The following is a 26685-nucleotide window of genomic DNA, read 5'->3' as shown; positions in this document are numbered from 1 at the left end:
GAACAAAGGGGTATTTCTTGCCTTGGGCCATCCTTAATTCTTCGTTAATTTTTGATTTTTACAGTGCGACTCATCAAGCCCAAGGAGCGATGAATGAGCGCAGCACCCCGACCCGTCCACAGTGTGATTCCAGCCGCCGCACCCGGTGCCGACGACGCACTGCGTATTGCCGATGAGCAGGACACCCGTCAATTCATTGCCCGGGTCTTTGCCAACCACTACAACGCACGGGTTGACACCTTCTGCAACCAGTTGATGGCCCAGCGGGACAAAGAGGGCCGAATTCTGGCCGCAGCAGGCTACAACCTTGCTGAAGAAGGCCCACTGTTTCTGGAACAGTACCTGGGTGTGCCGGTTGAGGAGTTCGTGAAGGACAAGCTGGGGCTGGACCTGACCCGCAGCGACTTGGTGGAAGTGGGCAACCTGGCCACGGTAGAGGCAGGCGGCGCTCGCCAATTGATCGCCATGATGACCCGACACCTGCATAAACTCGGACAACGCTGGGTGGTGTTCACGGCGACACGCCAACTGATCAACAGCTTCCAGCGCATGGGCCTGTCGCCCATTCCACTGCAACAGGCCACCCCCGACCGGGTTCGCAACCCTGAGAACTGGGGCCGCTATTACGACCAACAACCCTGGGTGGTGCTGGGCAACATTGGGCAAGGCTTTGCACACCTAGAGAACCTGGCCAGCCTTACCCCACCGGAATTGCTGCAATGAGCCAATTCACCTTGAATGATGGGCTGTGCGGCGGAGGAAATGTGCTGAGCGCGCCCGACCGTGCCTGGACGCCCGCAGAACTGAAGGCCCAAGTCAGCCAATGGCGTGACCGCCTGCGCGAGTTTCCTGAGTTGTTGAGTGGCCATGCCAGTGTCGGTTTGCTGCTGGACAACGGGCCCCACTGGATCGCTCTGGACCTGGCGTGCTCAATGCTCGGCGTGGCCGTGGTACCCCTGCCCGACTTTTTCACAGTGGACCAACAACGCCACTTGGTGAGCCAGGCGCAAGTGGGTGTGCTGTTGACCACCCAAGCCGACAAAGCCGCTGCGCTGGGGTTTTCAGTACACGGCATTGAAGCGAGCGTGGACAGCCATGACATTCTGATCAGCCACAGGGCATTCGCACCTGCGCAGCGTTTGCCGGAAGGGGTGCATAAAATCACCTTCACCTCGGGCACCACAGGCCAGCCCAAAGGGGTCTGTTTGTCACTGAATCAGCAAATGGCTGTGGCCAATGCATTGAAACAGGTGACAGCCCCTTTGAACATTCGGCGCCACTTGTGCCTGCTGCCCATGTCGGTGCTGCTGGAAAACATTGCCGGTATTTATGCACCCCTGCTGAGCGATGCAGACATTGCCTGCCCACCCTTGGCAGAAACAGGCCTGAAAGGTGCGTCGTCGTTCGATGCGCAGCAATGCCTGGACACGATTGGGCGCTATCAGGCAGAAAGTGTCATTCTGCTGCCGCAAATGCTGTTCGCGCTGTTGCAAGCCACGTCAGCCAACGACGTGCGGGTTCGCAGCCTGAAGTTCATTGCGGTGGGCGGCGGCAAAGTTCCACCATCACTGCTGGCGTGGGCCTCACAACTGAAACTGCCCGTGTTTGAAGGCTATGGGCTCAGCGAATGCGCCTCTGTCGTTTGCCTGAACACACCCGAATTCACCCGAGCAGGTACGGTGGGCAAACCACTGCCCGGCGTGTCGGTGAAGCTGGCCGACGACGGCGAAATTTTGGTGCGCGGGCGCGGATACATGGGCTACTTGCATGAACTGCAGGGCCAGGCCGATGCACAGGTGGCCGACGAATGGCTGCCCACAGGCGACTTGGGCACCGTGGACACCGACGGCTTTGTCAGCATCAATGGCCGGAAAAAGAACCTCATCATCACCGGCTTTGGGCGCAACGTCAGCCCTGAATGGCCCGAGAGCCTGCTGTTGGCCACAGGGCTATTTTTGCAGGCCATGGTGATGGGTGACGGGCAGGAGCAACTGTCTGCTGTGCTGGTGCCCCGCATGCCGATGAACGACGACACCGTGGACCAAGCCTTGGCCACAGTGAATGCCCAATTGCCCGACTATGCACGCATCGGCCAACGGGTGATGGCCACCGAACCATTCACATTTGACAACGGCATGGCCACCGCCAATGGCCGTATTCGGCGCGATGCGATTGCGCGCCACTATTCAGGAGTTTTTGCATGACCACGTTTTTCCAGCAACTGATTCAAGCCACCGAGCCCAGCCGTCAAACGCTGGTGGGCACCCCGATCATTCAGGATGCCCTTCGAGGCGAGGTGACCCGCCAGCAATACCTGGCATTTCTGGGGCAGGCTTACCACCACGTTAAACACACAGTGCCCCTGCTGATGGCCTGCGGTTCCCGCCTTGGCCCTGAACACGAGTTCTTGAAGAAGGCGATTGTGGAATATGTGGAAGAAGAGTATGGCCATGAACACTGGATTCTGGACGATATCGCCGCGGCAGGTGGTGATGCCGAACAGGTACGCAATGCCAAACCGCATGTGAGCACCGCGGCCATGGTGGCCTACGCTTACCACCAAGTGGACCGTGGCAACCCAGTCGGCTTTTTTGGCATGGTACATGTACTGGAAGGCACCAGCACCGCCCTGGCCACACTGGCGGCCGAGCAATTGCAAACCCAACTGGGCTTGCCGCCCAACGCCTTCAGTTACCTGACCTCGCACGGCAGCCTGGACCTGGAACATGTGCGCTTTTTTGAAAGCCTGGTGAACCAGTTGACACGCGAGGAGGACAAGCAAGCCATCATTGACACGGCCCATGCGATGTACCACCTGTACGGCAATATGTTCCGCAGCTTGCCGCAATCCAACAGCCATGCGCTGTTTGAAGAAACTGTGTGAGGGTGCCCGCATGACCACCACTTCAACGCTGTATCGTGTTTTGCTGACCGGGGCCACCGGTGGCATCGGACAAGCCATGGCCCACGCACTGCTGCCCCAGAGCGCCTGCTTGGTACTGGTGGGTCGAAAGGCCAATGAACTGACCAAACTGGCCACCGAGCTGGCCCACAAGAACCCCACCGGTGCCTGCGACATTGTGACTGTGGTGGCTGACCTGCAACAGGCCAACGATGTGGCTGCTTTGGTGCAAACCGCCCGCGAAAAGTCGATTAACGTGTTGGTGAACAACGCGGGAATCAACCATTTTGGATCCGCAGTCAGCACCCCTGCCCACGCCCAGCAAGAAGTGCTGGCGGTGAACCTGATGGCCCCCATCACACTGACCCAGGCCATGCTGCCCGCGCTGATGCAACAGCAGGCAGCGCAGGTGGTGCAGGTTGGCTCAATCTTTGGGTACATCGGCTACCCGGGCAACAGCGCTTACTGCGCCAGCAAATTCGGTTTGCGGGGGTATGCGCAAGCCTTGCGACGGGAACTGTCAGACACCCCGGTGCAAGTGAAGTACTTTGCCCCCCGGGCAACAAGCACTGCCATCAACACCGACAAGGTGGTGGCACTGAACAAGGCCCTGGGTACCCAGAGTGACAGCCCTGAATACGTGGCTGCCGAATTGATCAAATGCCTGGCCGACAACCGTTTTGAACGCAAGCTTGGCTGGCCTGAACGCCTGTTCGTGATGCTGAACCAGTTGGTCCCCGGAATCAACGACAAAGCCATCGCAGGGCAATTGCCCACCATCCGTCAATATTTCTGAACTCGGGAGCCCCCCATGATCCGTACACTTCGCACCACCTTGGCAGCCACCGCGCTGCTGCTGACATTCACCACCGCTTGGGCGGACACCAGCGATTCCGTCAAGGCCCTTCAAGCGGACTGGGCACAAGCCATGTACCAGTACAGTGGCAACGCCAAAGAACAAGCGCTGGAAAAGCTGGCCGACAAAGCCCGCAAACAGGCTGAAGCCAGCGCCAAAGACGCCGACACCCTGATTTGGGAAGGCATTGTTTTGGGCAGCTACGCAGGTGCCAAAGGCGGCCTTGGCGCTTTGGGCCTGGTGAAAGAAGCCAAAGCGGCGTTTGAAAAAGCGATCAGCATCGACCCCAAAGCGCTGGATGGTTCAGCCCTGACCAGCCTTGGGTCCCTGTACTACCAGGTGCCCGGCTGGCCCCTGGGTTTTGGTGACGATGAGAAGGCAGAGCAATACCTGAAAAAGGGCTTGACCATCAACCCCAACGGCATCGACCCCAACTACTTCTATGGCGACTTCCTGTTCCGCAAAGGCCGCTACAACGAAGCCGAAGCTGCGTTGACGAAGGCGCTGGCTGCACCGGCACGCCCCGGCCGCGAACTGGCCGACCAAGGCCGCCGTGGCGAAATCGATGCCTTGCTGACCAAAGTGCGCGCCAAGCGTGGATAAATGCCAACGGTCTGCGCATAATCAGGCCATGGACAAGCTGCCGACCAGATTATGCGCATACTTCTGATTGAAGACGACGAAAGCATCGCCCGTGGGGTGATGATGGCCCTGAAGCGGCGGGCCTATCAAGTGGACTGGATCCCCGATGGGCGTCAGGGCCTGAATGCCGCACTGGACAACGCCTTTGACTTGATCATTCTCGACTTGGGCCTGCCCGGGCTGGACGGCATGGACGTGCTGGGCAAATTGCGGGAAAAGCAGAACCTGACCCCAACCCTGATCACCAGTGCGCGGGACACCACCCGTCACCGCGTGGACGGATTGAATGCAGGTGCCGACGATTACATTGTGAAGCCCTTTGACCTGGACGAACTCTTTGCCCGAATTCAGGCCATTGAACGACGCACAACCGGCAAAGCCAGCAACGCCCTGACCATCGGCGAACTGACCCTGGACCTCAATGCACTCACCGTTCACTTTCAGGCTCAACCCGTGAGCCTGCAACGGCGTGAATTCAGCCTTCTGAAAAAGCTGGTGGAGAACCCACGGCAAGTGTTCACCCGCGAACAACTGGAAGAAAGCCTGTATGGCTGGACCACTGATGTGGGCAGCAACACCATTGACGTGTACGTCCACAACATTCGCAAAAAGATTTACCCCGGCGTGATCAAGACCCTGCGGGGCATTGGCTACCGCTTGGACCCCGAGCTTGTGAGTGACAAGCCATGAGCAAACCTGCGCTGAAACCCGAACTTCATTACTCCATGCGGTTTCGCATCATGGTGGGCTTGTTGGCTGCCCTCTTGGTCATCATGGGGGTGGCCGGCGGTGCAGGCTATGCGGTGGCCTTGCACGAGGCCGACGAGATTTTCAGTGCACGATTGGCCACCTCCGCCCGAGTGCTGGACAGCCTGCTGACGCGGCAGATTGAACACGCCACCATTGTGAAACCGGTGGTGATTGAATTGCCCGAAGGCTTGAAAGACAGTGGCGACGAACCCGGGCCTTTGGGCCACCCCTACGAAACCAAGCTGGCCTTTCAGATTTGGAGCAACGATGGGCGATTGCTGGTTCGTTCCGCCTTTGCACCCCCCATCGACAGGCTGGGCTCGGGTGTTGCCGGGTTTTCAGAGGAAGAATCGGACGGCATTGCCTGGCACGTGTTTTCGATGAAGTCGAACGACTTGTGGATTGAAGTGGCTGAACAGGCCGGGTTGCGTGGCGAAATTGCCAGTGATGTTGCGCTCACTTTGGTCAACCCGATGCTGATTGGTTTCCTCGTGCTGCTGTTGATGGTGAACCTGATTGTGATTGCCGGGTTCAAGCCGCTGTCTAACCTGGCCCACACACTGGAACTGCGTGCACCTGAAGATTACCGGCCCTTGAACATCGAAAAAACGCCCTCGGAAATCAGCCCCGTGGTGGGCGCTTTGAACCGCCTGTTCACACGGATTTCCCAAGCGGTGCTGCGTGAGCGGCGCTTCACCGATTCTGCCGCGCACGAGTTGCGTACACCCTTGGCCGCACTGCGCATTCACGCCCAAAACGCCATTGGTGCAGCCACTGAAGAAGAGCGTGCAGTGTCCATGGCCCAATTGATGACGGGCATACAACGCGCCACCCACTTGGTCGACCAAATGCTGACCTACAGCCGCATGCAGGCGGGCAATTCAAGGGAAGCCACCACCGCCAATAACCTGAGTGAAGAACTGGAGTACTTGGTGGACACCCAGCGGCAATTGATTGAGGGCAGCGGGCTGAGTATTGAACTCAATCTGCCTCAGCACCCTGTGATGGTACAAGCGCGCAGGAGCGAACTGGAGCGCCTGCTTCGCAACTTGCTGGACAACGCCTGCAAGTACAGCCTTGACCCACAAAGCCCAATTCGAGTCACACTCGAACACAAGCCGGCTGAACAGGCCACATTAACCATCGACAATTCCAGCGAACCACTCAGCCCTGAGCAGTGCCGACAAATCACAGAGCCCTATTTCCGGATGCCCTCGGCCACGCGGCAAGGCAACGGTCTGGGGCTGGCGATGGTGCAGGAAATTGCCAGCCACCACGGTTGGCCGCTGTCCATCCGCCACTCGGAAGGCAGACTGTTTGTGTCGTTGACTGTCCAGACGACTTGAGCCTAAACCGTTACAATCGTTGACAACCTCAGCCCAAGCTGGGGGCTATAACGATCCAAAACACGGGGACACTCAAGATGACAAGCTACCGATCGGTCTCGGTCGACGGCGCCACGCTGAACGTGCTGGAGGCGGGCCAAGGGCCTGCCGTGCTGTTGATTCACGGCTTTCCTGACGACCACCAAGTGTGGCGCAAACAGATTCCTGCCCTGGTTGCCGCGGGCTACAAAGTGATTGCACCAGACACACGCGGGTGCGGCGAATCGTCCCTGCCCGGCGCAACCAGCGACTACCACCTGAGCAAACTGACCCAAGACCTGGACACCCTGTTGACTGAGCTGGGTCACGAGAAAGTACATGTGATTGGCCACGACTGGGGTTCCATCATTGGGTGGTTTTTCACCATGAACTACCCGCACCGGGTCAACAGTTACACCGCCATGTCGGTGGGCCACCCCTTGGCCTACGCGCAGGGCGGCCTGGCCCAAAAAATCAAGGGCTGGTACACCGCTGCGTTCCAGTTGCGCAAGGTGGCTGAGTTTTTGATGCGCACCGGCAACTGGTTCGCCATCCGCCAATTTGTCGGCCAGGCCGAGGAAACACCGCGCTGGATTGAAAAGCTGCAACGCCCTGGCCGTCTGACTGCTGGCCTGAATTACTACCGCGCGAACGTGTCGCTGATATTGCCACGCAAGTACCCCGACATTCATGTACCGGTCATGGGCATCTACAGCGATGGCGACCGCTTCCTGAGTGAATCCCAAATGAAGAATAGCGGCCAGATTGTGAAAGGCCCTTGGCGCTATGAAAAAGTGGTGGGGGCAAGCCACTGGTTTCAGATTGAAAAACCAGAGGAAACTTCTGCGTTGTTGGTGAGCTTTCTGGACAGCCAAACCAAGCAGAGCCGTCAGGAGGCTGCCGCATGAAAGCCGTGATCTGTGAAAACAAAGCCCTACGCGTAGACACCCTGCCAGACCCAAAACCGGAACGCGGCCAAGCGGTGCTGAAAGTGCTGCGCTGCGGCATCTGCGGTTCGGACCTGCACATGCGGACCCACTGCGACCACATGTCTGCGCTGGCCAAGCGGGTGGGCTACCCATTCTTCCCCACCAGCAACGACCCGGTGGTTTTCGGCCATGAGTTCTGTGGCGAAGTGATGGAACACGGGCCACGCACCAACAAGAAAATCAAGGTCGGCACCCGTGTGTGTGCGGTGCCCATGATTCGCCTGAAAGACCGGGTGGACCTCACTGGCCTGTCCCCCACGGCCCCGGGGGCCTATGCGGAATACGTGGCTGTTCAAGCAGCCATGATGGAACCCATCCCTAACGGCCTGTCCTCGGAAGTTGCCGCACTGACAGAGCCCATGGCAGTTGGCTTGCACGCTGTCAACAAAAGCGACATCAAGAAAGGCGATGTGGCCATTGTCGTGGGTTGCGGCCCCGTGGGCTTGGCCGTGATTGCCATGCTCAAGGCCCGTGGCGTGCGCACTGTGATTGCCAGCGACTTTTCTGCGGGCCGGCGTGCATTGGCCAAACAAAGTGGTGCTGACATGGTGGTCAACCCTTCGGACAATTCCCCATTCGCAGACTGGAAGGACTATGGCTTTATTGGCGAGCTGCCGCAGTTGCTGGAACTGGGTGTCGGCACCCGCGAAAAAATCGACGCCGTGCCCAAATGGTGGCACGCGTGGCGCCTTGCGGAAGCAGCCGGCCTTGGGCCTAAACGCCCCGTGGTGTTTGAGTGTGTAGGTGTTCCCGGCGTGTTGAACCACTTGATGGAGGGCGCACCCTTCATGACACGGATTGTGGTGGTCGGTGTGTGTATGGAAGCCGACCGGATTGAACCAGCCCTGGCCATCAACAAAGAAATTGAATTGCGCTTTGTGCTGGGCTACACACCGCTGGAATACCGGGATGCATTGCACCTGCTGGCCGAAGGCAAGGTGGCCGCCAAACACCTCATCACGGGGCAAGTTGGATTGTCAGGGGTGGCCAACGCCTTTGACGCACTCGCCAACCCTGAAAAGCACGCCAAGATTTTGATTAACCCCAGTGACACGCTACTGGGCGACAAAATTGCAGTGATGTGACAACGCCATGAACGATCAGACTTGGTTCTGCAGACGCAGACCGGTCTGATCGCATTTATACGCAAGTTATTCCCCCTCAATCGAAAAATCCGATTAAAACCATAGGGAATTCCATTTTGACCTCAGGGTCTCTCCTCAATACACTGGGTTTCATTCAACGTTCCAGTTGAGCCAATAAACACCCGCAGGAGGATGTATGTCAGACGGAAAATGCCCATTCACCGGACACGGACCAAAAACCGCCATTGCCGGAACCCCCACCAACGCCAACTGGTGGCCCAATCAGTTGAACCTGAAGTTGCTCAACCAGAACTCGCCCCTGACTGACCCCATGGACGCCGGGTTCGATTACGTTGAAGCCCTTAAAACACTGGATGTGGACGCACTCATCAAGGACTTGACCGCCCTGATGACCGACTCCCAAGACTGGTGGCCTGCCGACTACGGCCACTACGGCCCACTGTTTGTACGCATGACCTGGCACGCCGCAGGCACTTATCGAATTGCAGATGGCCGCGGTGGCGCTGGCACCGGCATGCAGCGGTTTGCACCACTGAATAGCTGGCCCGACAACGGCAACCTCGACAAAGCACGACGCCTGTTGTGGCCCATCAAACAAAAGTATGGCAACCAGGTTTCCTGGGCTGACTTGCTGGTGTTGGCAGGTACCCTTGCCATGGACACCATGGGCTTCAAAACCTTCGGCTTCGCCTTTGGCCGCAAAGACGTTTACGAGCCCGAGGAAGTGTACTGGGGCCCGGAAGCGGAATGGCTGGCCACCAGTGACAAGCCCAACAGCCGCTATTCCGGCGTGCGTGACCTGGCCAACCCGCTGGGTGCCGTGCAAATGGGTTTGATTTACGTGAACCCGGAAGGCCCGGACGGCAACCCGGACCCGAAACTGTCCGCCCACGACATCCGGGAAACCTTTGGCCGCATGGCCATGAACGACTATGAAACCGTCGCGCTGGTGGCCGGTGGCCACACATTCGGCAAAGCCCACGGCGCCGGCAGCCCCTCCTTGGTAGGCCCTGAACCCGAAGGAGCCCCCATTGAAGCGCAAGGCTTTGGATGGATCAACCAGCACGGCACTGGTGTGGGTGCACACGCCACCACCAGCGGCATTGAAGGCGCCTGGAAACCCAACCCCACGACTTGGGACATGGGCTACCTGGAAACTCTCTACAAGTACGAATGGGAATTGACCAAGAGCCCAGCCGGCGCGCACCAGTGGAAACCCAAAGGCAACAGCGGTGATGGCACCGTGGTGGACGCACACGACCCGACCAAGTTCCATGCGCCCATGATGACCACCGCCGACCTGGCCCTGCGCTTCGACCCAGCGTACGAAAAAATTTCACGCCACTTCCTGGCCAACCCGGACGAGTTTGCCGATGCGTACGCCCGGGCCTGGTTCAAATTGACCCACAGGGACATGGGGCCGAAGAGCCGTTACATCGGCCCATTGGTGCCCAAAGAAGACCTGATTTGGCAAGACCCAGTGCCCGCCGTCAACCACGCCTTGATTGATGCGGCTGACCAAGCCGCCTTGAAAGCCAAAGTGTTGGCCAGCGGCTTGACGGTGGCCCAGTTGGTGAACACCGCGTGGGCCTCGGCAGCCAGCTTCCGCAACAGCGACAAGCGGGGCGGAGCCAATGGCGCCCGCATTCGCCTGGCCCCCCAGAAAGATTGGGCCGTGAACAACCCTGCCGAGTTGGGCACAATTCTGGCGAAACTGGAAGCCATTCAGAAAGACTTCAACGCCTCCGCCAGCGGTGGCAAACGGGTCTCTCTGGCCGACTTGATTGTGTTGGCGGGTAATGCAGGTGTTGAAGAGGCTGCGCGCCGTGCGGGGCACACCGTGAATGTGCCCTTCGCCCCCGGCCGCACCGACGCCACGGCCGAGCAAACCGATGCAGAGTCGTTCGCAGTGCTTGAGCCCCAGGCAGACGGCTTCCGCAACTTTGCCAAGCCTGGGCTGGAAAACAGCGCGGCTGAACGCTTGCTGGACAAGGCCAACCTGTTGGGCCTTACCGCGCCTGAAATGACTGCCCTCGTCGGTGGCCTGCGGGTGCTCAATGCCAACACCGGCCGCAGCCCACACGGTGTGTTCACCAAACGCCCGGAAACCTTGACCAACGACTTCTTTGTGAACCTGTTGGACATGGCGACACGCTGGGAAAAATCCAGCAGCGCACCCGGGGTGCTCGAAGGCCGTGACCGCAAAACCGGCGCATTGAAATGGACAGGCACCTTGGCCGACCTGGTGTTTGGTTCCAACTCGCAATTGCGGGCACTGGCCGAGGTGTATGGCCAGGCTGGCGGCGAGGCTCAACTGGTGCGACAATTTGTCGCAGCCTGGGTCAAAGTCATGAATGCTGACCGCTTCGACATTCACCATTGATGAACCAAGCCCACCTGCGCGGTGGGCCTTCACTGCCCTGAAAAAGCCCTCCACGAGAGGGCTTTTTTTTCGCGCGGTCGGGTTATTCTGGTCAATCTGTAATTTCGCGAAACCCCACCTGTCCCCATGCATTCCGGTTACACTGGGCTTGCATCATTACTGCATTTAATTCCAATTAATGCGCCCTTATTGGCGCGTAAAAATGTACGAATTGTCACTTTTGCCTGCAACGACGCAGTCAAACCTGAACCTCCTGATCGTGAATCCGGCAGGGCTGGACACGGCCGTATGGCGTGAAACCGCGCAGGCTCAGGCCATGGAAGTCAGTGAAACCTCATCCACGGCCCACGCACTGGAGCGCGTGCGTTTGGGGCAAAGCCATTTCATTGTCCTTGCCCTGCCGGAACACACCGACTCCGCGTTCGACTTGTGCCGGCAGATACGGGCATTGCGCTACGGGCTTTACACGTACGTGGTGCATTGGGCCCCCAATGTGAGCGAAGCCCTTCATGCCGAGGCCTGTGTCGCGCAACTGGACCAGATCATCACGCACGACGCCCCCAAGGCCAGCCTCAGCACCTGTGTGGCGGAGGGCCTACATACCCTGCAGCACCAGCACACCCTGTACACCCAGGAACTGGACCTGCCCGCCGAACAACGCCTGCTGGAAAACAAACTGCACCACATCCGCCAGCAGCAAGAATCGATGCAGGTGAAGAATCAGGCTAGCGTGTGCGGCACCCGTGTGCACGCCTATGCCTGGCCCTACACCATTGTGTCGGGTGATCAGTACGATGTCTTCGAATTGAGTGAGGGGGTGCTGGCCTTCTTCATGATCGATGTCGTGGGCCATGGTATTTCGTCGGCCATTCGGGCCATGGCTATATCCCGCCTGTTCTCCCCCTCCCCATTTGAAAGTGCCTTGTTCAAGCCCCGGCAATCCATGGCCGAACCCCCCGTACCCCGCAGCCCTGGCGAGGTGCTCAATGCCATCAGCCACGTGTGTGCCCGGTCACTGGATGACCTGGGTTTTGTATGTGGCATGTACGGCTTGCTGAATACGCGAAGCGGTGCACTCAGCCTGAGCGTTGCAGGCATGCCCCTGCCTTACCTGATCAGGCACACCGGCGAAGTCTGCAAACTGGGCACTCACGACGTCCCTATGGGCATTCTCGATGAGCCCGCCTATGAAACTGTTCATACCACAGTGAGCCCGGGTGATGCCTTGATGCTCTATTCGGACGGGCTGACCGACATCCTGAACAGTTCGGGACAATCCATCACCGATGACATGCTCGACCATGTGGTGCGCAGCCATGCCCCACACGGTTTTGCCGCGTTGCAGGATGCCTTGCGTCTGCAATTGATGCGGTGGTCGAACAAACCGCAAAACCACATGCTGTCGGACGACCTCACCGTGGTCGGCATGGACCTGTTTCACAGTCAAGCAAACACTGGCGTCAACCCCACAGCCCCATCCAGCAAGCCGGAAAGAATTTCTGTCAGCCTGAATAACCTGGCGGGTTTCGTACAGCGTGTGTTGCTGGTGTTTTCGGAGTACACGCCATCGGACAACCTGTTCAACACCCTGCATGCACTCGGGATCAGCCACGACCTTGTTCGGCTTGAAGACCTACCCACTGCGGATGACGCCTTGTTCGACGAGGTGGACTTGGTGCTGCTGGAAGCCACAGGCAACAACTCCTTAACAAACCGTTGGCTGGAAACACTCAGCCAGCGCAAACAGGGTCAGAAGCCCCTGGTGGTGGCTTGTCACCGCTTGCCCACTCTGCCCGATGCCCAAGCCTTGCTGGCCTTGGGCGCGCATAAAATTGTGCGGATGCCCTGTGGGCCCAACGAAGTCCGTTTTCACCTGGAAACCTGTAGCCGCCACATCCAGTACATCGGTGCGCTAGACCTCAAACACGAGCAGCTGGCTACCTTGCGGCGGGAAGTCAAACACGATCTGGAACGGGTGTCCAGACGTCAGAAAGCCACCCTGCCACCCCAAGACTCCCCTGTATGCGGCCTTCAGGCACGCTGGCTTTATCGGTCAGCCACATCGCTGTCGGGCGACATGCTGGGTTTGGCCCCCGCCACAGACGACACCACCGTGTTCTTTGCCCTGGGTGGGCAAGGCACTGGCCTGCTGAACGGCATCAAGTCGCGGGCCATCAGCAACGCCATTTTGGGCATGAGTGGTGAAACCGGCAAATAACATCAAATGCCGGACAGCTTAGTGGGCATGAAGGTGATCCAACCCCCCTCTCTGCTCTTGACCATCGTGAATCACAAGGTGCTTGAGTCCCCGCATGCACATGGCATGACATTCTCTTTGGCGTATGGCGTAATGAACCATCGGGACGGGCGAACCCGACTGGCCTTGGCAGGCTCGGTGCCGGTCATTCTGTGCCGCAACAACGGTGACATTCAAGTGTTTGAATCAGACAGTGCACCGGTGGGCCAAACTGCGGTTACCCGTTATGACGACCACGAGTTTGTCCTTCAGGCGGGCGACCGATTGTTGATGCTCACCCACGGCCTGATGAGAATTTTGAACAAAACCTCCCCGAGTGTACTGAACACCCTATCGGGGCTCATGAAACTGTCCACCCTTGAACCACTGGACGCGGTGTACAACACGCTGCAACATTGGTTGGATACACTTGGCGTATCCACTGACACCGAAGACTTGACCTTGCTATTGCTTGAACGCAGCGCACCATGAGCATTGACCCGACCAACAACAAAGTCCGCCTGCGGCCCACGGCGCGCGCCGGCGTGGCTTTTCTGCTGAGTGTGCCGTTGGCCGGTTGTGCCTTGCTGGGTGGCGGCGAGCGCCCCATGTCGGCAGAAGCGAATGCCCAGGAACAGGCCCAGGTGTGCGCCCAGCTTCCAGAGGCCGCAGCTAGCCCTGCCACGGCGACGGCACTGCTCAAGGGCGAGGTGGTGCCGGTCAACCCACTCAGCCAGAACAGCCCTCTGCGGGACTGGGAACACCTGAGCTTTTTCCCGTTCAAATTGCCCACGCAGTACAGCGTGATGCAGTGTGGCGCAGACAACAAGCGCCAATTGGTTCGAATCGATGCACGGTCTTCCGCCTCGTCGATGATCCGCCCTTTGAACCTGCAGGCGGGGCCAGACAGCCGAATCCGCTGGAAGTGGTGGATTGCCAAACCCAACACCAAAGCCAAAACGCTGGACCGAAGCCTTGAAGATTCGCCCATCCGTGTGGTGCTGGCTTTCGAGGGTGACCGAAGCCGCCTGAGCGAACAGGATCAACAATTCCTTCAACGCATGGACATGCTGACACGCAAACCAGCACCCTACGCCACCTTGATGTACTCCTTGGGTGCCGGGGTTGCGCAGTACGACGTCATCACTTCAGCACACACGCACACCGTGAAAATCAAAGCGGTGCAGACCCAGCAGGACCGCAACGGCTTGGGGCAATGGCGGCTGTTTGACCGCAATATTGAAGAAGATTTTGTGAAGGCGTTCGGAGAAAAACCGGGGCGCCTGCTCAGCGTGGCCATCATGGGCGATGCGGACAACACCAAGGCCAGCAGCAGGGCCTACATCACCGATCTGGAATTGATCGGGCTCAAGGAATGAGCCCGAGCCGCCAGCCGCTTACAGCGTGATCAAGAGGGATTGTGGTCCACACGGCGGGCGCCAGTGAAGCGCTTGGCGTAGTACTTGTTGGACAGCGAGCTGATGGTGACATGGCCTGCCTTGGAAGAAGCATGCACGAACTGCCCTTCGCCCATGTACACACCGACATGTGAGAACGCGTGGCCACGGGTGTTGAAGAACACCAAGTCACCGGCCTTGATGTCGTCTTTCTGAATGGTTTGTGTGGTGGTGGCCATGGAACGAGCCGTGCGGGGCAGGTTCACATTGGCCACTGTTTCGTACAGGCGCTTGACCAAGGCACTGCAATCCAATGCTTTTGAGGGGTCATTGGCGCCGAATTTGTACTTCACACCCAACAGGCTGTCCACAGTCTGCTCCAGGCGGGTTTTCATGTGCACCACAGCCTCAGCAATCATCTGACGCTCGTGGTACATCACGGTTTGAATCACGGGCTTGGCCAGGGCATCCACCGCAGGCGCAGACGCCAAGTAGTGAGTCGGCTCATGCAGGGGAACAGCTTTGATGCTGTGGGTGCGCACCACCCGGTACACGGTGCTCACCTCAGGGTTGTGCACATGGCGTGTGTCGTTGTGATGCACCGGGGCAGACTGGCCCCATTTGAGGAAGTCGAAGAAGGAGCTGCGCTGGGCATTCCCTTGGGCCATCGCCCCCTGGGACCCCATCACCATGACTGCGCCGACTGTGATCAACGCTGCTGTCCGGATTGCCACCATGTCTCCCCCCTGCACTGCCTGAATGTTCAAATGAATTCGTGTCAGGGGCGAACAATATCAACAATGAAACTATCGATGTGTAAATATTTTTGAAATCTTGGGCCAAAACCGGGGTTTTAGAGTACTGCTTTAGGTAATAAATTGCGCGAATACTCACAGATTTCCGGGCATCTACACCTATTTTTACTGACAATGTCATCAAAGCCCCCTACTGGGGCCTTGGTGACATTGTTTCAGCGGAGAAACAATTCAGTGTGCCTGCAAGCCGTGTTGTTTCACCAGCGCTGCACGGCGTGAGGGCAGGAAGTTGATGCGGCTGACATCGCCGTTGACGGTGCGCACCAAGCGAGGGTTCATGACCCTGAACCACAGCGGCGGCACATAGGCCACAAGGAACATCGCGAAATACCCCGAGGGCAGGCTGGGCAAGTCCGGGAAGTCGCGCAGGCTCTGGAAGCCACGGGCGGGGTTGGCGTGGTGGTCAGAGTGGCGCTGCAACTGCAACACCACCAAGTTGCTCACCAAGTGGTTGCTGTTCCAGGAATGGTGGGGCTGGCAGCGTTCGTACTGGCCATTGTCCAGTTTTTTGCGCAGAAGGCCATAGTGCTCAATGTAGTTGGCTGAGGTCAGTTGAAATGCGCCCCAAAAACTCACCACCAGCAATGCTGGCACAGCGGGCCAACCCAACACTGCAATCAGGCCGCCATGCACCAGCGCTGTCAAAAGCAGGCCTTGAACCACCTCGTTGCGTACACTCCAGGCCCCATGGCCCTTGCGGGCAAGGCGTTCAGCCTCCAGCCGCCACGCCCGCAGAAAGGCACCGGGCAATTCGCGCAGCATGAAGCGGTAGATGGTTTCGCCCATGCGTGAGCTGGCCGGGTCTTCAGGGGTGGCCACATCACGGTGGTGCCCGCGGTTGTGCTCAATCGAGAAATGCCCGTAAGCGCCCAACGACTGGGTCCACAGGGCCAGCCATTGGTCCAGCTTGCGTTTCTTGTGGCCCAGCTCGTGGCTAAGGTTCAGGCCAAAGCCCAACATGCTGCCTGTGGTCAGTGCCACGGCCCACCAGTAAATGGGTTCAAGGGGCTGCGTTGCCAGAAAGGCAATGTTGAACAGAAAACAGAACGTCAGGACAGGCACCATCGCATAGGTGACCCAACGGTAATAGCTGTCGTTCTCCAGCCTGGGTACAGCGGCTTCGGGGGGGTTCTGGCGGTCTTCACCAAACACCCGGTCCAGAATCGGCAAGCCGACATAGAACAGGGCCAGAAAAATCCACAACCACGTGGTGTTGCCGGTCCAAAGGTACAACACCGGGCCCAGTGGGGCCGCCACTGGGGCAATCACGGACAACAGCCACAGCATTTTTTTGGAATCACGGTATTCGCTGTGATGCGGCAAGGGGGGATGAACGGCGCTCATGCAGATCTCCATTGGAGTGTAATCAGTGTGTTCAGATTAAGAAGTTCTGCTTGACAGCAACACCGCCACTTGTGGCATAAATTCGTCATTCAGTGACAAAGGACACCCACCATGCTTGAGGCAGACCGCGCATTGCGCCCAGCGCTGCACCCGGTGTACGCCCGCCTGCTGTGTGCTGAACTTCAACGCCGCGGGTTCTCGCGCGAGGCCATTCTCGAAGGGCTGCCGCTGGACTGGGACAGGCTGCACACCAACACCGAGTTTTTGACAGTGCACCACATGGAAGGCTTGGCCCTTCAGGGCATGCGGCTTAGCCAATGCCCTTGGCTGGGCCTTGAAGTGGGTTTCCGCACCCAGGCGGCTGCCCATGGCGTGCTGGGCGCCGCCATGATGGCCAGCCCGAACCTGGCCCATGCGGTGCTGTTGTTGCAGAAGTACGCCCGGCTGCGGCAGAATCTGGCCGCTGTGGACATCACCACGGTGGACCACCGCCACTGCATGCGCTTGGTGCACTGGGTGCCGCTGGGTGCCATGTCGGAATACCTGTACGGCCAGTTGGTGGCGGGCCTGTTTCAGTTGTTCGGGACTTTAACCGGGCAAGACCTGCAACCCTGGCTGGAAGTGCACTGGCCCTTTGATGAGCCCCCCTGGGCCGAGCAGTACCAGCGAGTGGCCGCACACAACCGGTTTGGGCAAACCGAGTTGCGCATTCAGGTGTCCAGTGACGTGGCGCTGGCCCCCGCCATCGCTGCAGACCCAGCCAGCCTTCAGGCGCACCTTCGGGAATGTGATGTGGCGCTACACCGGGCCTGTGCAGGCGAAAACCTGAGCGACCGTGTACGCATGCTGCTGGAACAAGACGAACAGTCACTGGCGTTGACACTGGATGAGGTGGCTGAGCAGTTGCACCTGACACCCCGCACCTTGATTCGGAAACTGGCCGCGCAAGGCCAGCGCTTCCAGACCATTCACGACGAACTACGCAAGAACCGCGCGCTCTGGATGCTGGACAACACCCAACACAGCATGGACGACATTGCGCTGGCTGTCGGCTGTCAGGACCCATCCAATTTCAGCCGCACCTTCAAACGCTGGTTTGGAATGACGCCCTCGGCCTACCGTCAACAGGCGGCTAAAGGCCAATGAACGGCGCGGCCTGTGGCAGGCAAGCACCCTTGCGCACCTGCTGAACAAACCTCACCAATCGGTCAACCAGCAGGTCGCGCTCGCCATCGAGCGTCAGCAAATGGTGGCTGTTGGTCAGGGTCAATACATCCAGGCACTGGGGTGGCACAGCCGCTTGCACCACTTGGGCGTTGTGGGCCGAGGCTTGGTCATCCTGTTCGGCGTGCGCCAACAACACCGGGCATTGCACATGCCTCAGCACTGCCAAAGCTTCGTGGGCCAAGGCCTGGCTTTGAAGCACAGCTCGGGTGGGCAATTGTGCATGGCCGAGTTTGCTTGCCATCTTGGGCCGGGCTTGGCGGTAAGCCTGCAGCAATTGCAGGCGCAGGTGGGAATCTTTGATGCCGTAAGGGTGATGAATTCGCCAACTGAACCAGCGGCCGACAGGGCTGCGCCGCAACATGGCCTGCCACCACCGGGTTACAGGGCTGCCTGCAGCAACACCGTCGCGTGTGAACAATGGAGACATCAACACCAGGCCGCGCACTTTGGCCGGGTGTTGGTGGGCCAACAAGGTGGCCAACAGCGCGCCATCGGACAAACCCGCCACCACCACGTGCGTGTATCGGGTAGCCAGGTAATCCAGCGCTTCGCCTAAGGCCAACAGCCAGGCGGCTGGCTGCGATTTCGCCAACACATTGATGGACTCGCCATGCCCCGGCAATTGCGGGCACAGCACCGTCAAACCCTGATGGGCCAGCTGGTGCCCCACGTACCGCAACTGCGCGGGTGCGCCGCCGATGGCATGCACCAGCAACACGGCGCATTCACCGCGTTCCAGAAAAAAGCCGTGGGTTCCGGTCAACAGCGCCTGACCGGATCGATTGTTCATGTGGACTTAACCCCTTGTGGCCGGGGCAACCATCACCCCGCGTATGTGGCTTCGATTCTCAAGGCCACAACCTTTCCTTAGCCTGACAATTCAAACCCTGCCCCCGCATGCCCACCGGGCAAACCTCGGGTTATCATCGGGCCATCACAGCACTGGCTCCTTGCAACGGCATGCGCATACTTTTGGTTGAAGACGACACACTGGTGGCCCAAGGCATTCGTGAAGGCCTTGAACTGGCCAACTTTTCAGTGGATCACCTCACCAGCGCAGAACCCGCCGAAAATGCACTGAAACTGACCCATTACGATGCCGCCATTGTGGACATTGGCTTGCCCGGCATGAGCGGTCACGAACTGGTTCGCAGAATTCGAAAGCGGCAAATTGATGTACCGGTGATCATTCTCACCGCACGCGATGGGCTGGATGACCGGGTACTCGGGCTGGACTTGGGGGCGGATGACTACATGGTCAAACCCTTCCAACTGCCCGAACTGCAGGCGCGTTTGCGCGCGCTGATTCGGCGCAGCCGCTCAGCGGCTTCGTCGGAACTCAGCATGGGCCACATCGTGATGGACTTGGCCCGTTGTGTAGCCCTGGTGGACGACACACCACTGGACCTCACTGGCCGGGAATGGGAAATCCTCCAGCAGCTTATGCTGGCCACCCCCAGCGTGGTGCCCAAACAAAAAATGGCCGAAAGCCTCAGCCAATGGGACCATGAAATCACCGCCAATGCGATCGAAATCTACATCAGCCGCCTGCGCAACAAGCTGCAAGGCAGCGGTGTGGAAATTCGCACCATTCGTGGCATCGGCTACCGACTGGATGAGCAGCCCGATGACTGAGCAACGGCCACGGGTCATCCTGCGCAGGCGCTTGCTGGGCTTTCTGCTTGTGCCGCTGTTGACCGTGTTTCTGCTGAGCATGGTGATTGATTACCGCATCGTGTTTCGGCCGACCATGCAGAGTTACGACGAGGCGCTCATCGACAACGCATTCGCCCTGGCCAGCCGCATTCGCACCAAAGGGCCTGACACCATCGTTGACCTGCCCGCTGCCGCCGAAGCCGTGCTTCGCAGCAACACCGTGGACATCGAGTTTTTTGCCATCCGTGGGCCCCGTGGCCGCTTGCTCTCGGGCGATGCCGACCTGCACCCCACAGCGGTGAATGCGCGCATCAAACCGCATTTGTCGGAGGATGTGATTCGGGGCTACAAAGTACGCAAGGCCACCTATCAACTGGACACCACCAACGGCACAGTGACCGTGGTGGTGGCAGCAACCACACGGAAACGGGAAAGCGCAGAGTCGCGCATATTGGCCGCCATGCTGTTGCCCAACTTAACCTTGATTGCCCTCACACTGGTGCTTGTGTACGTGGGCGTGCGCAGCGGTCTTGCCCCGCTGACCCTGCTGAGCAAGGACATTGCGCGGCGCTCGCCGCATGACCTCAGCCCTTTGCCCAAAGTAGACATTCCCGGTGAAGCGGAACCGCTGGTTCAGGCCATGGACAGCCTGATCATGGACCTGCGCACTGCGGCGCTGGCGCAGCAAGCCTTTCTGGCCAACGCCGCCCACCAACTGAAAACTCCACTGGCTGGTTTACAAACCCAACTGGAACTGGCCGCCGCTGAGTTGCCCGAGCAATCACGCCACCGCATTCTGCAATTGCAGGAGGCCACCACAAGGCTGGGGCACATGACACACCAACTGCTGGCGCTGGCCCGCTCTGCCCCTGAAGCTGCGGCAGCGATACAGACCAGCCCATTCGACTTGTCTACCCTGCTGGAAGAAAACGCATCGCGCTGGTTTGACCAAGCCATGGCCAAGGGCATCGACCTGGGCTTTGAACCCGAGCGCGCACCCACAGAAGGCGCCCCCTGGCTGATTCGTGAATTGCTGGCCAACCTCATCGACAACGCCCTTCAATACACCCCCAGCGGCGGACATGTGACCGCCCGCAGCGGGCTTGATGAACAGGGCCGCCCCTTCCTTGAAGTGGATGACGACGGCCCGGGCATTCCGGTTCACGAACGCGACAAAGTGCTTGAACGTTTCTACCGCCCCGACGGCAGCCCGGGCACCGGCACCGGGCTTGGGCTGGCCATCGTGAAAGAAGTGGCAGACCGCCATGGCGGCAATGTCACACTGCGTGAGGGCAGCACAGGCCGGGGCCTGGCCATCCGTGTCACTTTTCCGCAAGGCGGGCTTGCCTGACGCAATTTGTCAGGGGATCGACAGGAAGGTGTCGTTATCTTCCTGTCCATGCGTAACCTATTCTCGATTCTACTGCTCACCCCACTGGCCCTTGCGTGCGTGCAAGTGGGCCACGCCAAACCCATGGCCGACACCAAGCCCAGCCCAACCGTGGCGGCCACCCGGCCTGTGTCACTGGCGGAACTGGACCGGCTGGTTGCACTGAACAACCGCGCCTTGGTGGCCGCCCAACGGGCCACACAGAGTGCCCAGGCTGGGCAGGACATGGCAGCCGCCCGCCCCAACCCAACCGTGTCGCTGAACACCAGTGGCTACCGCATCAGCCGGCCCACCGGCACCGGAAGCCTGGACTCCATTGTGCGAATCGACCAACCGTTTGAGCGCGGCAACAAACGGGACCTGCGAATCGCTGTGTCCGACGCCTTGGTGTCGGCCAGCAGGCTGGATGAAGCCGATGTGCTGCGCCAGGTTCGCTTGTTCGCACGGCAATCGTTCTTCGACTTGAAAGCCGCCGAAGAAGTGGCCCGCTTGGCGGCTGATTCCGCCACTCTCGCTCAGCAAACCCTGAGCAAGGCCGAGCTTCGGCAGCGCGCCGGCGACCTGTCGGCTTCCGAAGTGGCCCGCATTCGTACCGACAGCCTGAAAGCCCAGGCCGACGCCGTACAGGCCAGTGTTGACCTTCAACGTGCCCGCCTGCAACTGGCCCAGTTACTGGCCCAAGAAAGCATGGCACCGCAGTTGGTGACCCAAGGCCCATGGCCGGCGATGACCGCATTGCCTGCCGATCAGGACTGGAACATTGAACGGCGGTCCGACATTCAAGCCGCACTACGGCGTGTTGCCGCCACGGAAAAAGCGGTAGAACTGGCCAACGCCCTGCAAACACGGGATGTGACGGTGGGCGCCCAACTGGAGCGCGACCAGACTGAACGCGGCAATTTGGTTGGCCTGGGTGTCAGCATTCCCCTCTTCACCGGCTACGACTATCGAGGCGAAATCCGCAAAGCCTGGGTTGACCGCGACCTGGCCCGCGATGAACTGGAACGGGTTCGCGCCACCGCCATGGCCGAGGTGGCTCAAAACCGCTTTGAAGTTGAGCGGCTGTGCGCACGCGCCCAACAACTGCAGGACTTTGCACTGCCCTCTGCCCGGCAGGCATTCGCCGCAGTTCAACTGGCCTTTACCCATGGCGCCGCTTCCGCGCTGGACGTGATTGAAGCCCGCCGCAGCCTGTATTCCACCGAAACCGACACCGCCAAAGCCTTGGCCGACGCTGCCAAAGCCCGCGCAGCCTGGGCTGCCGCACTCGAACTGCAAGACATGCCATGAATCGCCCCTCATCAAAAACCCAACAAACCCTGTTCAAACCCAAACTGCTGGTGCCCGTGGCACTGCTTGGCCTGGCTGCCCTCTTGGGGGGCAAGGCCTATTGGACAGAGCGCCATGAAGGCGTAGAGGCTCAAGCCCCAACAAGTACAGCCCAGCCGAATCACCTCACTTTGGCCGAGGACGCCAGCCAGTTGAACTTCCTGAAAATGGAAGCGGCCACAGTGGCCGACTTGCCCGCCTCTGAACCCCTGAATGCACGGCTCACACTGTCGGACGACAACACCGCCCGCGTCTTTGCACCGCTGGCAGGTCGCCTCATCCGGCTGCAGGCCAACATCGGCGATGCAGTCAAACAAGGGGCTGAACTGGCTGTGATTGATGCACCCGATTTCGGCCAAGCCATTGCCGATTTGCGCAAAGCGGAAATCGCCGCATCGCAACGTGACAAGTCACTCACACGGGCCCGCATTTTGTTTGAGGGTGACGCCATGTCGCGTCGCGAACTGGAAGCCACCGAAGCCGACAGCCGCGCTGCATTGGCCGAGGTTGAACGGGCCCGCCTGCGTCTGTCCAATCTGGCCCCTTCGGGCAGCCGCATTGAGGGTGAGCGCTTGGTGCTTCGCGCACCACTGAGCGGGTTGGTGGTTGACCGACAGGCCAACCCGGGCACTGAAGTTCGGCCCGACAGTGCAACACCGCTCTTCGTGATTTCCGACACGCGCCAATTGTGGTTAAACATCGACCTGCCCGAAAAAGCACTCGGTGCCGCCACCCCGGGGGCCGTTGTGAATTTCACCGTAGACGCTTACACCGGGGAATCCTTCACCGCCAAGGTGGAGCGTGTGGGTGCGATGGTGGACCCCGCCACCCGGCGCATTCCCGTGCGTGCTGTGGTTCAAAACGCCGACGGGCGGCTGAAACCAGAAATGTTTGCACGCGCCACCCTGGGCCAGGCCAAGGCTGACCCAGTGGTGAAGGTGCCGGTCAGCGCACTGTTGACCACGGGTTTGACCACCCAGGTGTTTGTACAAACCGGGCCCCGTGATTTCGAACGGCGAACCGTCAGAGTGCTGCGGCAGGACAACCAATCCGCCTACCTCGACCCCTCAGGCAATGTACATGCAGGCGACAAGGTGGTGATACGCGGCACCATTTTGCTGGCCTCTGAAATGACTCAAGGGGAATAAGCAGTGCTGACCAACTTCGCCACATTTGCCATCCGGCAACGGCTGTTCGTGCTGGTGATGGCGGCCATTCTCGCCATCGTCGGTTTGCGGGCACTGCAGGACCTGCCCATTGAAGCCTTTCCCGATGTGCAGGACGTGCAGGTGCAAATCGCCACGCAGTACCCGGGCCAGTCGCCCGAAGAAGTGGAGCGCGCCATCAGCGTGCCCATCGAACGCGAAATGAGCGGCGTGCCCAAGGCCACGCAAGTGCGTTCAGTGTCCATCACGGGTTTGTCCGTGGTCACCCTCACGTTTGCGGACGGCACCAACGACTACTTCGCCCGCAACCAAGTGCTGGAGAAGCTTCAGAACGTGAACCTGCCACCCGGCGTACAGCCCCAATTGGCCCCCTTGGCCACGGCTGTGGGCGAGGTGTACCGCTACGTGCTGGCCACGCCTGACACCATGCCCGCCCGCGAAGCACGCGCCATTCAGGACTGGGTGATCCGCCCCGCCCTTCGCCGCGTACCCGGCGTGGCCGACATCACCAGCTTCGGCGGCGCGGTCAAGGAGTATCAGGTTCGCTTAAACCCCACCGCACTGGCCCGATACGGTGTGACGCAAGACCAAGTCAGCCAAGCACTGCTCAACGGCAACCAGAACGCTGCGGGTGGTGTCATGAAGCGTGGTGACGAAGGGTTGGTGGTGCGCACTGTGGGGCTGTTCACCAAACTGGAGGATATCCGCGCAGCCGTGGTCACCGCCCAAGCGGGAAAAACCGTGACGGTGGGCGATGTGGCCGAGGTGATGGAAGGCGACCACCCGCTTTCCGGCATCGTGGCCCATGATGATCAAGACTCCGTGGTTGAAGGCATTGTGCTGATGACCAAGGGCGGCGACCCTTCCAAGGTGGTGGCACAGGTGTTGGACCGGGTGGCGGCACTGAACGACGGCGAGTTGCCCAAAGGCGTCACCGTGCAGCCCATCTATCAGCGTACCGACCTGGTGCGCCACACCCTGCACACCGTCACTGAAAACCTGGTGGTGGGTGCACTGCTGGTGCTGTTTGTACTGGTGTTGTTCCTGCAGGAATGGCGCGCCGCCCTGGTGGTGGCCACCATCATTCCGCTGACCTTGCTGTTTGCATTCACACTGATGGACCTCAAGGGCGTACCGGCCAACCTCATCTCCTTGGGCACCATCGACTTCGGCATCATCATCGACAGTGCCGTGGTCATGGTGGAAGCGCTGATGGTGCGGCTGGCGGTGCATCACGTGCCTGCTGCCATCGACTCACAAATCAGCCGCAGGCTGGACGCCCTGCGCTGGGTCACCAGCGGCTTGGCCAAGCCCATCCTTTTTTCCAAGGCCATCATCATTCTGGCTTTCTTGCCCATCTTCACCTTTCAACGCATCGAAGGCCGCATCTTCTCGCCTGTGGCGCTGACCCTGTCATTCTCCCTGCTGGGTGCGGTCATCTTCACGCTGACAGTGGTTCCTGCCTTGCTGTCCGTGGTGCTGGTGCGGCGCGACCTGGCCGAGAAACACATTGAGTGGATTGCCCGCCTGCAACAGGGCTACCGCAAACTGTTGGGGCACTGCCAACGCGCACCCCGGCTGGCCTTTGGTCTGGCCGGTGCCATTACTGCACTGGCCTTTGCGCTGGTGCCCGCACTGGGCAGTGAATTCCTGCCCCGGCTGGACGAAGGCAATTTGTGGCTCACCATTTCACTGCCCCCTTCTTCGTCGCTTGAACAAAGCAAGGACGTGGAACGGGCCGTGCGCGCAACCCTGCGCACCTACCCGGAAGTGAAAATGGTGGTGTCTCATGTGGGCCGCCCTGACGACGGCACTGACCCCAAAGGCCCCAACAACATCGAAATACTGGCAGACCTGCAAAACCGGGGTGAATGGCGCTTTCACAGCAAGGAAGCCTTGGTGGCCGACATGGACCAACACCTGCGCAGCATCCCCGGTTTGTCCACCAACTTCTCGCAAGTGATTCAGGACAGCGTGGAAGAAGCCTTGTCCGGCGTGAAAGGGGAAATCGCGGTCAAAGTATTTGGGCCCGACTTGAATGTGCTGCAAGACAAAGCCGAGCAAATCGCCACCATTCTGCGCAGTATTCAGGGCAGCCGCGATGTGGCCGCCATTCTGCCCGGTGGCCAACCTGAATTGGCCATCGTGCCTGACCGCAATGCACTGGCCCGCCTTGGCCTGTCAATGAGCGACGTCGGCAATGCCGTGCAAACCGCCGTGGGCGGCACGGCGGCTGGCAGCTTCTATGACGGTGAACGCCGCTTCGATCTCACCTTGCGCTACGCCTCCGGCTACCGCAACTCGGTGGAAGACATCAGCGCCATTGCCATTCCCCTGCCCAACAATGCAGGCACCGTGCGTGTGGGCGATGTGGCCAGCGTGGAAGTGCGTGAAGGCGCCTCGCGCATTGCACGGGAATCAGGCGGGCGCAACGTACCCGTGAAGGCCAACCTGCAAGGCCGCGACCAAGGCAGCTTCGTGGCTGAAGCCATGGCCAAGGTGTCCTCGCAAGTGCACTTGCCCCAAGGCTACCGCATTGTGTGGGGCGGCCAATTTGAAAACCAGCAACGGGCCCTGAAACGCTTGGCCGTCATTGTGCCTGCGTCATTGGTGGGTATTTTCGCGCTGTTGTTTGGTGCGTTCCGGTCCGTGCGTCTTGCACTGCTCATTCTGGCCATGCTGCCATTCAACATTGCAGGGGGCTTTTACGCGCTGGGCCTGGCCGGCTTGCACCTGTCCATTTCTGCTGCGGTGGGTTTCATTGCAGTGGCAGGCATCTCCGTGCAAAACGGCGTGATCATGCTGGAAGAAATTGTGAACCTGGTGGAAAACGGCGCCAGCCTGCTGCGTGCAGTCACCGAGGGGGCCATCTCGCGTTTGCGCCCCATCCTCATGACCGCACTGATGGCAGGCTTGGGCCTGTTGCCTGCCGCGCTGTCCAACGCGATCGGGTCAGAAACGCAGAAGCCGTTCGCCGTGGTGATTGTGGGCGGCATCGTCACCGCCACCCTGTTCACCTTGACCTTGCTGCCTCCACTGGCACTGTGGGGCCTGCGCCGTACACAACAGGCCCGCATGCCAGTCAATGACAACCGAGGCAACGACGCTCAAGACGAAGACTAAACCTGTCGCC

22 protein-coding genes are annotated in these 26685 nt (G+C 59.6%); 19 read left to right on the top strand and 3 right to left on the bottom strand.

Going from position 1 to position 26685, the window contains the following annotated elements; all coding sequences use genetic code 11:
* The first annotated feature begins 93 nt into the window (after positions 1-93).
* From ACK4FF_RS02930 to ACK4FF_RS02870, 13 genes are all read left to right on the top strand, one after another.
* On the top strand, positions 94-723 hold the full coding sequence (locus tag ACK4FF_RS02930) for a thermostable hemolysin (protein WP_409704416.1): 630 nt from the start codon (positions 94-96) through the stop codon (positions 721-723).
* Positions 720-2204 carry an AMP-binding protein gene (locus tag ACK4FF_RS02925; RefSeq protein ID WP_409704414.1) on the top strand — a complete coding sequence of 495 codons (1485 nt, stop codon included), beginning with the start codon at positions 720-722 and terminating at the stop codon, positions 2202-2204. Before ACK4FF_RS02930 ends, ACK4FF_RS02925 begins: the two co-directional genes overlap by 4 nt.
* Positions 2201-2884, top strand: a complete 684-nt coding sequence (locus tag ACK4FF_RS02920; protein WP_409704412.1) for a TenA family transcriptional regulator — start codon at positions 2201-2203, stop codon at positions 2882-2884. Before ACK4FF_RS02925 ends, ACK4FF_RS02920 begins: the two co-directional genes overlap by 4 nt.
* Before the next feature lie 10 nt (positions 2885-2894).
* On the top strand, positions 2895-3698 hold the full coding sequence (locus ACK4FF_RS02915; RefSeq protein ID WP_409704410.1) for an SDR family oxidoreductase: 804 nt from the start codon (positions 2895-2897) through the stop codon (positions 3696-3698).
* A 15-nt stretch (positions 3699-3713) separates the two neighbouring features.
* Positions 3714-4361 (top strand): tetratricopeptide repeat protein, encoded by a 648-nt coding sequence (locus ACK4FF_RS02910; protein ID WP_409704408.1) that lies wholly within the window; start codon positions 3714-3716, stop codon positions 4359-4361.
* 51 nt (positions 4362-4412) lie between these two features.
* On the top strand, positions 4413-5090 hold the full coding sequence (locus ACK4FF_RS02905; protein ID WP_409704406.1) for a response regulator: 678 nt from the start codon (positions 4413-4415) through the stop codon (positions 5088-5090).
* Positions 5087-6496 (top strand): ATP-binding protein, encoded by a 1410-nt coding sequence (locus tag ACK4FF_RS02900; RefSeq protein WP_409704403.1) that lies wholly within the window; start codon positions 5087-5089, stop codon positions 6494-6496. Before ACK4FF_RS02905 ends, ACK4FF_RS02900 begins: the two co-directional genes overlap by 4 nt.
* Before the next feature lie 77 nt (positions 6497-6573).
* Positions 6574-7422 (top strand): alpha/beta fold hydrolase, encoded by an 849-nt coding sequence (locus tag ACK4FF_RS02895; protein WP_409704401.1) that lies wholly within the window; start codon positions 6574-6576, stop codon positions 7420-7422.
* Positions 7419-8588, top strand: a complete 1170-nt coding sequence (locus ACK4FF_RS02890; RefSeq protein WP_409704399.1) for a zinc-binding dehydrogenase — start codon at positions 7419-7421, stop codon at positions 8586-8588. The genes ACK4FF_RS02895 and ACK4FF_RS02890 overlap by 4 nt, the downstream gene beginning before the upstream one ends.
* Before the next feature lie 196 nt (positions 8589-8784).
* Positions 8785-10992 carry a catalase/peroxidase HPI gene (gene katG / locus ACK4FF_RS02885; protein WP_409704397.1) on the top strand — a complete coding sequence of 736 codons (2208 nt, stop codon included), beginning with the start codon at positions 8785-8787 and terminating at the stop codon, positions 10990-10992.
* A gap of 202 nt (positions 10993-11194) precedes the next feature.
* Positions 11195-13210: a SpoIIE family protein phosphatase gene (locus tag ACK4FF_RS02880; RefSeq protein WP_409704395.1), complete on the top strand. Its 2016-nt coding sequence runs from the start codon at positions 11195-11197 to the stop codon at positions 13208-13210.
* A 27-nt stretch (positions 13211-13237) separates the two neighbouring features.
* Positions 13238-13720 carry a SpoIIE family protein phosphatase gene (locus tag ACK4FF_RS02875; RefSeq protein WP_409704393.1) on the top strand — a complete coding sequence of 161 codons (483 nt, stop codon included), beginning with the start codon at positions 13238-13240 and terminating at the stop codon, positions 13718-13720.
* The gene (locus tag ACK4FF_RS02870) at positions 13717-14607 is read left to right on the top strand and encodes a DUF3047 domain-containing protein (protein WP_409704391.1); all 891 of its coding nucleotides are present in this window, start codon (positions 13717-13719) and stop codon (positions 14605-14607) included. Before ACK4FF_RS02875 ends, ACK4FF_RS02870 begins: the two co-directional genes overlap by 4 nt.
* A 29-nt stretch (positions 14608-14636) precedes the next feature.
* On the opposite strand, the gene ACK4FF_RS02865 is transcribed toward ACK4FF_RS02870, so the two are convergent.
* Together ACK4FF_RS02865 and ACK4FF_RS02860 are read right to left on the bottom strand one after the other, a co-directional pair.
* Positions 14637-15362, bottom strand: a complete 726-nt coding sequence (locus tag ACK4FF_RS02865) for a C40 family peptidase (protein WP_409704389.1) — start codon at positions 15360-15362, stop codon at positions 14637-14639.
* 249 nt (positions 15363-15611) lie between these two features.
* A complete protein-coding gene (locus ACK4FF_RS02860; protein ID WP_409704387.1) occupies positions 15612-16784 on the bottom strand; it encodes an alkane 1-monooxygenase in 1173 nt (390 codons plus the stop codon).
* Positions 16785-16895: 111 nt separating this feature from the next.
* Between ACK4FF_RS02860 and ACK4FF_RS02855 the strand changes: the two genes are divergently transcribed.
* Entirely contained in the window at positions 16896-17930 is a 1035-nt protein-coding gene (locus ACK4FF_RS02855) for an AraC family transcriptional regulator ligand-binding domain-containing protein (RefSeq protein ID WP_409704385.1), read from the top strand.
* On the opposite strand, the gene ACK4FF_RS02850 is transcribed toward ACK4FF_RS02855, so the two are convergent.
* Positions 17917-18801, bottom strand: a complete 885-nt coding sequence (locus ACK4FF_RS02850) for an alpha/beta hydrolase (protein WP_409704383.1) — start codon at positions 18799-18801, stop codon at positions 17917-17919. The two genes, ACK4FF_RS02855 and ACK4FF_RS02850, sit on opposite strands and share 14 nt — an antisense overlap.
* Before the next feature lie 170 nt (positions 18802-18971).
* Here ACK4FF_RS02850 and ACK4FF_RS02845 point away from each other — a divergent pair, with 170 nt between their 5' ends.
* The 5 genes from ACK4FF_RS02845 to ACK4FF_RS02825 are packed head-to-tail and all read left to right on the top strand — an operon-like array spanning position 18972 to position 26675.
* Positions 18972-19646 (top strand): response regulator, encoded by a 675-nt coding sequence (locus tag ACK4FF_RS02845; RefSeq protein ID WP_409704843.1) that lies wholly within the window; start codon positions 18972-18974, stop codon positions 19644-19646.
* Complete coding sequence (locus ACK4FF_RS02840; RefSeq protein WP_409704381.1) at positions 19639-21018, top strand: sensor histidine kinase; 1380 nt, start codon at positions 19639-19641, stop codon at positions 21016-21018. Before ACK4FF_RS02845 ends, ACK4FF_RS02840 begins: the two co-directional genes overlap by 8 nt.
* A 48-nt stretch (positions 21019-21066) precedes the next feature.
* The gene (locus ACK4FF_RS02835) at positions 21067-22347 is read left to right on the top strand and encodes a TolC family protein (RefSeq protein WP_409704379.1); all 1281 of its coding nucleotides are present in this window, start codon (positions 21067-21069) and stop codon (positions 22345-22347) included.
* Complete coding sequence (locus tag ACK4FF_RS02830; protein ID WP_409704377.1) at positions 22344-23534, top strand: efflux RND transporter periplasmic adaptor subunit; 1191 nt, start codon at positions 22344-22346, stop codon at positions 23532-23534. Before ACK4FF_RS02835 ends, ACK4FF_RS02830 begins: the two co-directional genes overlap by 4 nt.
* Positions 23535-23537: 3 nt before the next feature.
* On the top strand, positions 23538-26675 hold the full coding sequence (locus tag ACK4FF_RS02825; RefSeq protein ID WP_409704375.1) for an efflux RND transporter permease subunit: 3138 nt from the start codon (positions 23538-23540) through the stop codon (positions 26673-26675).
* The last annotated feature ends 10 nt before the right edge of the window (positions 26676-26685 follow it).

It is taken from the genome of Limnobacter sp., assembly GCF_046297615.1.
Lineage (GTDB): Bacteria > Pseudomonadota > Gammaproteobacteria > Burkholderiales > Burkholderiaceae_B > Limnobacter.
This window is presented reverse-complemented; position numbering and strand designations above follow the sequence as displayed.